The organism is Pedococcus sp. P1_H8 (assembly GCF_056405175.1).
Map to the genome: position 1 here is coordinate 1 of NZ_JBFUCP010000015.1, position 9838 is coordinate 9838.

Here is a 9838-nt window from a genome sequence, read left to right on the forward strand (position 1 = left end):
GCTTCCTGTGTGTGCCTGAGGCGCGAGCCCGCGTGGTGGGCTTTCGCCCGTAGGTCAGGGCAGCTTGCCCGGCCCCGGGCCGAAGCCGGTGGTGTCGGCGTGCAGCCGCCCGTCGGTGCCGCGGTGCAGGGTCTCCGGGAGCTCCTCGCCCGTGAAGCGTTCCTTGGCGCTGGCGCCGGCGGTCTTCGCGACGTCACCGATCTTGGCCGCCACCACGGGTGCCTGGTCCTTGACGACCTGCTTGACCGTGTAGACGCGGGACTGCACCGGGGCACTGCCCCACACGCGGTCGGTCTGGGTCTTGATCTGCTGGTAGCGCTTCTGACCGGCCTTGGCCCCGAGCACGTAGCCCGCAGCGAGACCGGCGAGGAAGGTGAGCTTTGCCATGGTTCGCATCCTTTGGTCGGTTCCCTCGACCCTAACAAAGACGCTGGTCAGCGGCCTGCCCGGTGGAAGCCAACAAGGATTCGAGCAGGTCGCGCGCGTGCGGCTCGTCCAGCACCTCCCCGATCCACGCGGCTGAGTCCGCGCGGTCCGGCGACCGAGGGTTGGGCTGCAGCCAGTCGGTGGCGGCCAGCTGCGTGATGTGGCCGAGCTGCGCGATCAGCATGGAGAAGTGGCCGCGTCGGCTGACGGACGCAGGCCCGCCGGCCTCGCTGTAGGCGGTGACCAGCGCCCGCGCCCGACCGGGGTCGGACCGGCCGAACTCGAAGAGCACGCACCCGAGCTCCTGGCTCGGATCGGCCGGTCCACTGTTCTCCCAGTCGATGACACACACTCCGCCGTCGTCAGTCGGCAGGACGTTGTCGGCCCACAGGTCGCGGTGGCAGGTCACGATCGTCTGCGGTGGTTCGATCCAGGATTCCAGGGCGACGAGCTCATCCCGCAGGTCGGCCAGCCGGCGAGCAAACGGCGCTCCCGCATCCCGGAGCTGTTCGACCAGTCGGTCCCAACGGTCTGCCCCTACTGGCTCGCGGTACCAAGGGTCGACCGGTCCTTGGTCAGCGACTGAGACGAGGTGAATGGCGGCCACGACCGCCCCGACCCGCGCGGGATCGAGCTGGGTGTCGGGTGGACACAGGTCGACCCACTCGTACACCCGTGCCTGTCGGCCCTCCACCGGGGCGAACACCTCTCCGTCCGTCGTTCGGCGCACCTGCGGTGTCGGGACGCCGGCGGCATGGGCCGCCTCCTGGAACGCCGTCGCCAGCCGCACCTCGTCCTCGGTGGACGGGCGGAACGGCAGCTTCACGGCCCAGCGGCCGTCGGCCGTCTCGAGCCGCCACACGACGCCTTGCTTGCCGCGCGCGACAGGGCCGTCGGACAGCCTCGCAGCGCCCCCCAGGGCGAAGCGTCGCGCCAGGTCGCCCGCATCCACCCGGCCATTCGAGCACGCGATCGACGAGGAGGCGACTGCTGGATGGGGTCTGCCTCCCGGATCACGCGGTGGTCGTGCGGTGCTGCGAGGCGGCGGGCGATACCGTGTCCCCTGGCCTTGCGGGTATGCCGCGTGGCCGAGGAGGGCTCGCATAGTGGCCTAGTGCGGCGGTCTTGAAAACCGCTATGGGGTTACACCCATCGTGGGTTCGAATCCCACGCCCTCCGCCAAGAGTCCGCGGAGTCCCACGCCCTCCGCGCACTGCGTGCGTTTCCATCGACTTGGACCTCGCGCTGACTAGCCACAAGAGGTCAGGTCGGCCGGTGGATTTGGCGTAGGGGTGGTGCGCGCTTGGGGTGATCTCCGCTGCCCCGGTGGGTCGCTACGTTCGAAAGGCAACCATCGTGGTGGCTGGTTGCCGGTCTCGCCGGAAATCGCCCGAGGGCGACACGCCGAGAACGTCGAGGTCGCCCCGCAGTGCCCGGTGTGAAATGCCTTGAAAAGCTGGAAAATTACCATCGCGACTTCATCAATTCGGGTGCACTCATACGCGAATTGAACGATCCTGAGGAGTAGGACCGGCCGTTAGCGTGTGTGGTCGGGGGTATGAGGCGTCCGCCTTCGGGCGGCGGGCCGGAGGCCGGGCAACCCTGCAGCCCGGCCTTCGTGCCGTTCTCGTGCCGACCAGATCGCGTCAGCGGGCCCGAGCCGGTCGCCCACCTGCGAGAGCCGCCTCGGCGAGCGCCTGAGCCAAGCCGTCAAGGCTGTCGGGATCGTCCCCCGCGGCGCCCACGGTCACCCGCAGGTGTCCGCCTCCCTCCGCGGTGCCGTCCGGAGGGCCGAGCCGGAACGGCGCACCCGGCGCGACACCGATCCCCTGGCTGGCCAACCGCACGACTGCGGCCGTCTCGTCGTGCACCGGCACCCAGATGTTGATGCCCTCGGTCCCCGGCACCGTGATGCCCCGCCCGGCCAGCGCGTCGACCACGTGGGCCCGCCGCGCGGCATACGTGACGGTGGCCTTGGCGACCTCGGCCCGGGCAGCGTCACTGGTGAGCAGGCCCAGGAGCACCTGTTGGAGCAACCGGCTGGACCATCCCTGACCGAGCTCGCGGCGGGCCGTGATCGCCCGGTGCAGGTCCGGGGGCGCGCTGATCGCGGCGAGGCGCAGGTCCGGTCCGTGCGACTTCGAGAACGACCTGATGTATGCCGTGTGGTCGGGTCGCCACCGACCGATGCTCGCCAGCGGGGCTGAGGACAGGCCGGCAGCCGAATCGTCCTCCACCACAAGGGTTTCGGAGCCCTCGAGGAGGTTGGCGATGGCCTGCGCGCGGCTCGAAGTCATGGTGACGCCGACGGGATTCTGGGCTCGGGGCTGCAGGAAGATCGCGGCGACCGGCTCGGTCAGGGCTGACTCCAGCGCGGCGAGGTCGAGCCCCTCGTCGTCCACCGGCACCCCCACGAGCTGCACGCCCACGGACTCGAGGAGGTCGACCAGCGGTGGGAAGCCGGGGTCCTCGACCACCACGCGGTCGCCGAAGCGCAGCGAGGTGCGCACGATGAGATCCATCGCGTCCATGGCGCCGTCGACGACGGCAAGGTCGGACGCGGCATCCGGCCAGTCGGCCCGGAGCGCGTCGGCGAGGGCGGGCAGGACCGGGTCGTCGAGATAGCTGCCGGTGGTCGGTGCAGAGGTCAGCTGCGCCAGGACGGGCCCGAGCGAGGGGAGCAGGTGGGGGTCCGGCACGCCGGTGGACAGGTCGAGGGCGAAGTCGGACTCGTGGCGCAGGGCCTGTCGGTACCGGCCGCCCGTCGGCCCACGCTGGTCGCGGACCGTGGTGCCGCGCCGGCCGTCGGTGCTGACCGCGCCCGAGCGGGCGAGCAGCCCCCAGGCGGCGCTGACCGTCGTGGGGGACAGGGCGAGCTGCGCCGCGACGGTGCGGATGGGGGGCAGCCGGTCTCCCGCGACGAGGATGCCGTCGCGGATCGCCGCGGAGACCGCGTGGGCCAGCCCCTTCGCGGTGGGCTGGTCGAGGCGCTGCTCCAGGGCGGAGAGAGTGGCAGTCATGTTTGTACCATAGCAATACTCGTATTGTGTTACTAGTGGGTGGATCGTATGGTGTGGGCATGACGACGCGCATCTCCCACTGGATCGACGGCCGCACCCGCGAGGGCACCTCTGGACGCTCTGCCCCCGTGCACAACCCCGCCACGGGTCAGGTGACCGGCGAGGTCGACCTCGCTTCGGTCGAGGAGCTGGACGCAGCGGTGGCGAGCGCCGCCGAGGCCGCCCGCGAGTGGCGGCACTCGTCGCTGTCCCGGCGGGCGGCTGTGTTGTTCGCGTTCCGGGAGCTGCTGCACACGCGCGCTCCCGAGCTGGCCGCGATCATCACCGCCGAGCACGGCAAGGTCCTCTCGGACGCCGGCGGCGAGATCGCCCGCGGCCTGGAGAACGTCGAGTTCGCCACCGGCGTTCCGAACCTGCTCAAGGGCGGCTTCAGCGAGCAGGTCTCGACTGGCGTGGACGTCTACAACATCCGCCAGCCGCTCGGGGTGGTCGCGGGCATCACGCCGTTCAACTTCCCGGTGATGGTGCCCCTGTGGATGTGCGCCAACGCCGTCGCCTGTGGCAACGCCTTCATCCTCAAGCCCAGCGAGAAGGACCCGTCCGCTGCGCTCTTCCTCGCGCAGCTGTGGAAGGAGGCCGGTCTGCCCGACGGCGTCTTCACCGTGGTGCACGGTGACAAGGTCGCCGTCGACGCGATCCTCGACCACCCGGACATCGCCGCGGTGAGCTTCGTGGGCTCGACGCCGATCGCGAAGTACATCTACGAGCGCGGCACCGCCAACGGCAAGCGGGTCCAGGCCCTCGGTGGCGCCAAGAACCACGCCCTCGTCCTCCCCGACGCCGACATCGACATGGCTGCCGACGCCGTGGTCTCCGCCGCCTACGGCGCGGCCGGCGAGCGCTGCATGGCCCTGTCCGTCGCGGTCGCCGTCGGTGAGGTCGCCCAGCCGCTCGTCGACGCCATCGCCGCCCGGCTGCCCAAGCTCACGGTGGGCAACGGCGCCGACCCCGACACCGACATGGGTCCGCTCATCACTGCCGAGCACCGGGACAAGGTCGCTGGCTACGTCGACGCTGGCGAGGCCGCGGGCGCAGCCGTCGTCGTCGACGGCCGGACCGGTGAGCTCCCCACGGAGGGGTTCTTCCTCGGCACCACACTGCTCGACCACGTGACCCCCGAGATGACGGTCTACACCGACGAGATCTTCGGCCCGGTCCTGTCGGTCGTCCGCGTCGACACCTACGAGGACGGCATCGCGCTCATCAACTCCAACCAGTACGCCAACGGCACCGCGATCTTCACCCGCGACGGTGGCGTGGCCCGCCAGTTCCAGTACGACGTCGAGGTCGGCATGGTCGGCATCAACGTCCCGATCCCGGTCCCCGTCGCCTACTACTCCTTCGGCGGCTGGAAGGACTCGCTCTTCGGTGACACCCACATGTACGGCCCCGAGGGCGTGAACTTCTACACCCGCGGCAAGGTGGTCACCCAGCGCTGGCCCGACCCGGCCACGTCGTCGGTCGACCTCGGCTTCCCCAGGACCCGCTGATGGCGCCGGACGGCGTGACCGCCGCCACCGAGGACCAGGTGCGGCGCGACGACCGCGCCCACGTCTTCCACTCCTGGTCGGCGCAGGCCCTCATCGACCCGCTGCCGATCGCGTCGGCCCAGGGCTCCTACTTCACCGACTACGCCGGCAAGCGCTACCTCGACTTCTCCAGCCAGCTGGTCAACGTCAACATCGGCTACCAGCACCCCAAGCTGGTCGCCGCGATCCAGGAGCAGGCTGCGCGGCTCACGACGATCAGCCCGGCCTTCGCCAACGACGCTCGCTCCGAGGCGGCCCGGCTCATCACCGAGCTGGCCCCGGGCGACCTCACCAAGGTGTTCTTCACCAACGGCGGCGCCGAGGCCACCGAGAACGCCCTGCGGATGGCGCGCCTGCACACGGGCCGCCACAAGGTGATGGCGGCCTACCGCAGCTACCACGGTGCGACCGCGGGAGCCATTGCCCTGACTGGTGATCCACGCCGCTGGCCCTCGGAGCCGGGTATGCCGGGCATCGTGCGCTACTGGGGGCCCTACCCCTACCGCTCGGCCTTCCACGCGGAGAACGAGCAGGAGGAGGGGGTCCGCGCGCTGCAGCACCTGCGCGACCTCATCATGGTCGAGGGGCCTGCGACGATTGCCGCGATCATCCTCGAGAGCGTGGTGGGCACCAACGGCATCCTCGTCCCGCCGCCGGGCTACCTCCAGGGCGTCCGCGACCTCTGCGACGAGTTCGGCATCGTGATGATCGCCGACGAGGTGATGGCCGGGTTCGCGCGGTGTGGCGAGTGGTTCGCCGTCGACCACTGGGGCGTGGCACCCGACCTCATCACCTTCGCCAAGGGTGTCAACAGCGGTTACGTCCCCCTGGGTGGCGTCGTCATCTCCGAGCGCATCGCGGCCACCTTCGACCAGCGGCCCTTCCCGGGCGGACTGACCTACTCGGGTCACCCGCTCGCGTGCGCGTCGGCCGTCGCCTCGATCAACATCTTCAAGGAGGAGGGCATCGTCGAGCACGCCCGCGACCTCGGTGAGGACGTCATCGGGCCAGGCCTGCGAGAGCTGGCCGAGCGGCACCCGAGCATCGGGGAGGTGCGCGGGCTGGGAGTCTTCTGGGCGCTCGAGCTGGTGCGCGACCGGCAGACCCGCGAGCCGTTGGTGCCGTTCAACGCCGGCGGCGCGGATGCCAAGCCGATGAACGACTTCGCCGCGGCCTGCAAGCAGGGCGGGCTCTGGCCGTTCATCCACTTCAACCGCACCCACGTCGTGCCGCCCTGCACCACCTCGGCCGACGAGGTGCGCGAGGGGCTGGCGATCCTCGACGAGGCGCTCACCGTCGCCGACGGCTTCTACACCGGCGCCGACGCCTGACGTCGGTGGGCCATCCTGCGCTCGCCGACGCCGCGCCCGCCGTCTTCTGGCTGGACCAGCCCGACCGGCCCGCCGGCCGCCCGGGTCTGGACGGCGTGCGCTCGGCAGACCTCGTGGTGGTCGGCGCGGGCTACTCCGGGCTCTGGACCGCGCTGCTCGCCAAGGAGGCCGATCCCTCGCGTGACGTCCTCGTCCTCGAGGCGGGTTCGGTCGGGTGGGCGGCTTCGGGGCGCAATGGCGGGTTCTGCGCAGCGAGCCTGACCCACGGCGAACCCAACGGGATGGCGCGCTGGCCGCAGGAGTATGCCGCCTTGCGTCGCCTCGGGCGCGAGAACCTCGACGAGATCGAGGCGACCGTGCGGAAGTACGGGATCGAGTGCGACTTCCGGCGATCCGGTTCGCTGACGGTGGCGACCGAGGCGCACCAGGTGGAGTGGCTGGCGGAGGAGCCGGGGGAGTTCCTCGACCGCGACGCGGTGCGGGTGCACCTGGCCTCGCCCACCTACCTGGCCGGGGTCTACGAGCCCGACGAGACGGCGATGGTGGACCCCGCGAGGCTGGCCTGGGGGCTGGCCCGGGCGGCCGAGTCGCTGGGCGTGCGCATCGCCGAGGGCGTGCGGGTCGCGGGGCTGTCGACGTCAGGCTCGGGAGTCGATGTCACCACGGCCGACGCTGCCGTCATCCGTGCTGGCCGAGTTGCCTTGGGCACCAACGCATTTCCGTCGCTGGTCCGTCGAACGCGACTGCACACCGTGCCCGTCTACGACTACGCGCTGATGACCGAGCCACTGACCGATGACCAGCTCGACTCCCTGGGCTGGGCCAGTCGGGCTGGGGTGGGCGACCTGGCCAACCAGTTCCACTACTACCGGTTGTCCGCGGACAACCGGATCCTCTGGGGTGGGTACGACGCGATCTACCACTACGGCCGGCGGCTCACGCCCAGCCTGGACCAGCGACCCGCGACCTTCGAACGGCTGGCCAGCCACTTCTTCGACACCTTCCCCCAGCTCGAGGGCCTGCGGTTCAGCCACCAGTGGGGCGGAGCGATCGACACGTGCACGCGGTTCTGCGCGTTCTACGGCACCGCCCACCGCGGTCGCGTCGCCTATGCGGTCGGGTTCACCGGGCTGGGCGTCGGCGCCACCCGCTTCGGCGCGCAGGTCATGCTCGACCTGCTCGACGGCCGCGACGCCGAACGCACCTCACTGAAGATGGTGCGTGAGAAGCCCATGCCGTTTCCGCCGGAACCGTTGGCCTACACCGGGATCCAGCTCACGAGATGGTCGCTGGCGCGCGCCGATCAGCGGGACGGACGTCGCAACCTGTGGCTGAGGGGCTTGGACCGCGCCGGGCTCGGCTTCGACTCCTAGGGCTGCCGCGCACTCGCGGTCCGACCTGCCTGCTCGAGGTACTCCCGCAGCACGTCTGCCGCCACCTCGTCGCGGGACCGGCCGGTCCTGGCTGCGTGCTCGGCCAGGGCCTCGGCCACGTCAGTCGGCAGGGTGATGGCGGCGGCGTCCCCGACCCGCTCGCCGGACCCACTGGACCCGAACTTCATCAGGGCGGCACCGACCACCGTGCCGAGCACGTCGAGGATGGCGATCACCCCGAGCACCCGGTAGTAGCCGTCGCCTGAGGGGTTGTAGCCGAGCACGAGGATGCTGGTCATCACGGCCAGGACTGCCGCCAGCACGATCGTGCCCAGCAGGAGGCGGCGGGCGCGGAGGTTCCTCTTGTCCCCCAGGGTGAGCAGCAGGCTCGCCTGGGCCAGGGTCGCCGCCACGATGGCCCCGACGCCGAAGGTCCTGACCACTGTCTCGTCGAGGCCGCTGTCGAAGTCGATCCAGATCAGGACGAGTCCGGTGACGAGTGGGACCAGGACGGCGACGCCGCCCGCGATGCCGGCTGGCTGGGACCCGCGTCCGGCCGTTGCGAGGTAGCAGAGCACGGCGATGCTGACGACCCCGACGAGCAGGGTGGTCATCAGGACCTGGCCCTCCGTCTCACCGAAGTCGCCCCCTGCCAGGAGGGCCGCGATGCCCATCAGGGCCGCGACGGAGAAGGAGCCGATCGTGATGCGGACGATCCACCGGCGGACCGGTGCCGTGCTCAGGGTGGTCATGGTTCATCCTGACCCGCCGTGGCCGCCGGCGCCTGAGTACTTTGACCCAGGTCTCATGGCCCGCACGGATGGTTCCCGGCCCGCCCTCCCGATGGTTCCCGGGAATGACAGGATGGCGCGGTGAGCCTCCCAGAGCCGCGCGCCCTCGATCTGCCACGCACCCCACCACTGCGGCTGCGTGGTCGGACCTTCGACGCATCCACGCCCGCGGTGATGGGAATCATCAACCGCACCAACGACTCCTTCTTCGCCGGCAACCGGCACGCCGACCTCGAGTCGGCCAAGCGGGCCCTGGACGCCGCGGTGACCGCAGGCGCCGACATCGTCGACATCGGCGGGGTCCGTGCGGGACAGGAGGGGGAGGTCGTCGGCCCCGAGGAGGAGATCGACCGCGTCGTCCCGTTCCTCGCGCATGCCCGCGCGTCCTATCCGGACCTCGCCCTCAGTCTCGACACCTGGCGCTCGGAGGTGGCGACGGAGGCGGGGCGTCACGGCCTGGACCTCGTCAACGACACCTGGGCCGGCCACGACCCCGAGCTCGTCCACGTCGCCGCCCGCATCGGGGCGGGAGTGGTCTGTTCCCACACCGGTGGCCTCCCGCCGCGCACGGACCCGGTCAAGGTGACCTACGGGCCGGACCCGCTCGACGTCGTCCGCGACGTGCTGCGCACCCTGGCCGAGGGTGCCCGCGCGGCCGAGCAGGCCGGCATACCCGAGGACCGGATCCTCGTCGACCCGACGCTGGACTTCGGCAAGACCACGATCCACTCGTTGGAGGTGCTGCGACACACGGCCGACGTGGCAGCCCTGGGATTCCCGATCCTGCAGGCGCTGTCACGCAAGGACTTCGTGGGCGAGTCCCTCGGGCTCGAGGCGGACGACCGGCTCGAGGGGACCCTCGCCTCGACGGCCATCGCGGCCTGGCTCGGCGCCACGGTGTTCCGCGCCCACGACGTTCGCGCCACCCGGCGCGTGGTCGACATGGTGGCCACCATCCGCGGTGACCGCCCGCCGGTTCGCGTCGTCCGCGGGCTGTAGCAACCACGACCTCCCGTCCTCATCGAGAGGGTCCTCGACGACGTCGCAGGCAACGCGACGCTTCGCAAAGCGGACATCCTGATGCCAGCGAAGGGCCGTGTTCAGGACCCCTGAACGCAGTCGAGCTCCATCACTGATGCCATGTGCCCGTTTTGTGCATCAGCCGATCGGTCAGCAAGTTCCTAGGACTTTAGGATCTTTTGCCCAATTGTCCGCGTACCGGTTGGTAGCGGCCATACGGTCCGTGACCTGCGAGTTCTTCGCCAAGGGGTTTGTTCTGCGCTGTCAGGGGTGTGCGTCATGGTTGGT

8 protein-coding genes and 1 tRNA gene are annotated in these 9838 nt (G+C 70.6%); 5 read left to right on the plus strand and 4 right to left on the minus strand.

The window, feature by feature from the left end; all coding sequences use genetic code 11:
- Positions 1-54: 54 nt before the first annotated feature.
- Together AC1DYG_RS17605 and AC1DYG_RS17610 are read right to left on the minus strand one after the other, a co-directional pair.
- Complete coding sequence (locus AC1DYG_RS17605; protein WP_477641166.1) at positions 55-387, minus strand: YtxH domain-containing protein; 333 nt, start codon at positions 385-387, stop codon at positions 55-57.
- 31 nt (positions 388-418) lie between these two features.
- Positions 419-1378 carry a phosphotransferase enzyme family protein gene (locus AC1DYG_RS17610; RefSeq protein ID WP_477641167.1) on the minus strand — a complete coding sequence of 320 codons (960 nt, stop codon included), beginning with the start codon at positions 1376-1378 and terminating at the stop codon, positions 419-421.
- 140 nt (positions 1379-1518) lie between these two features.
- On the opposite strand from AC1DYG_RS17610, the gene AC1DYG_RS17615 reads away from it, so the two are divergent.
- Positions 1519-1608: transfer RNA gene (locus tag AC1DYG_RS17615), tRNA-Ser, on the plus strand.
- Between the two features lie 464 nt (positions 1609-2072).
- Here AC1DYG_RS17615 and AC1DYG_RS17620 read toward each other — a convergent pair.
- Positions 2073-3446: an aminotransferase-like domain-containing protein gene (locus AC1DYG_RS17620; RefSeq protein ID WP_477641168.1), complete on the minus strand. Its 1374-nt coding sequence runs from the start codon at positions 3444-3446 to the stop codon at positions 2073-2075.
- Positions 3447-3505: 59 nt separating this feature from the next.
- Here AC1DYG_RS17620 and AC1DYG_RS17625 point away from each other — a divergent pair, with 59 nt between their 5' ends.
- Genes AC1DYG_RS17625 through AC1DYG_RS17635 form a run of 3 tightly spaced genes read left to right on the plus strand, consistent with a single transcriptional unit; the run spans position 3506 to position 7739 of the window.
- Positions 3506-4996 (plus strand): CoA-acylating methylmalonate-semialdehyde dehydrogenase, encoded by a 1491-nt coding sequence (locus AC1DYG_RS17625; protein ID WP_477641169.1) that lies wholly within the window; start codon positions 3506-3508, stop codon positions 4994-4996.
- Positions 4996-6366, plus strand: coding sequence for an aminotransferase class III-fold pyridoxal phosphate-dependent enzyme (locus AC1DYG_RS17630; protein WP_477641170.1), 1371 nt, complete (start codon positions 4996-4998; stop codon positions 6364-6366). Before AC1DYG_RS17625 ends, AC1DYG_RS17630 begins: the two co-directional genes overlap by 1 nt.
- A 5-nt stretch (positions 6367-6371) precedes the next feature.
- Positions 6372-7739 (plus strand): NAD(P)/FAD-dependent oxidoreductase, encoded by a 1368-nt coding sequence (locus tag AC1DYG_RS17635; RefSeq protein WP_477641171.1) that lies wholly within the window; start codon positions 6372-6374, stop codon positions 7737-7739.
- On the opposite strand, the gene AC1DYG_RS17640 is transcribed toward AC1DYG_RS17635, so the two are convergent.
- Entirely contained in the window at positions 7736-8491 is a 756-nt protein-coding gene (locus tag AC1DYG_RS17640; protein WP_477641172.1) for a hypothetical protein, read from the minus strand. The two genes, AC1DYG_RS17635 and AC1DYG_RS17640, sit on opposite strands and share 4 nt — an antisense overlap.
- A gap of 120 nt (positions 8492-8611) precedes the next feature.
- On the opposite strand from AC1DYG_RS17640, the gene folP reads away from it, so the two are divergent.
- Positions 8612-9529, plus strand: a complete 918-nt coding sequence (gene folP / locus AC1DYG_RS17645; RefSeq protein WP_477641173.1) for a dihydropteroate synthase — start codon at positions 8612-8614, stop codon at positions 9527-9529.
- Positions 9530-9838 lie beyond the last annotated feature (309 nt).

Coding starts and splice junctions, on each gene's coding strand:
- AC1DYG_RS17640 (WP_477641172.1), bottom strand. CDS start 8,491: ATGACCACCCTGAGCACGGCACCGGTCCGCCGGTGGATCGTCCGCATC.
- AC1DYG_RS17605 (WP_477641166.1), bottom strand. CDS start 387: ATGGCAAAGCTCACCTTCCTCGCCGGTCTCGCTGCGGGCTACGTGCTC.
- AC1DYG_RS17625 (WP_477641169.1), top strand. CDS start 3,506: ATGACGACGCGCATCTCCCACTGGATCGACGGCCGCACCCGCGAGGGC.
- AC1DYG_RS17630 (WP_477641170.1), top strand. CDS start 4,996: ATGGCGCCGGACGGCGTGACCGCCGCCACCGAGGACCAGGTGCGGCGC.
- AC1DYG_RS17620 (WP_477641168.1), bottom strand. CDS start 3,446: ATGACTGCCACTCTCTCCGCCCTGGAGCAGCGCCTCGACCAGCCCACC.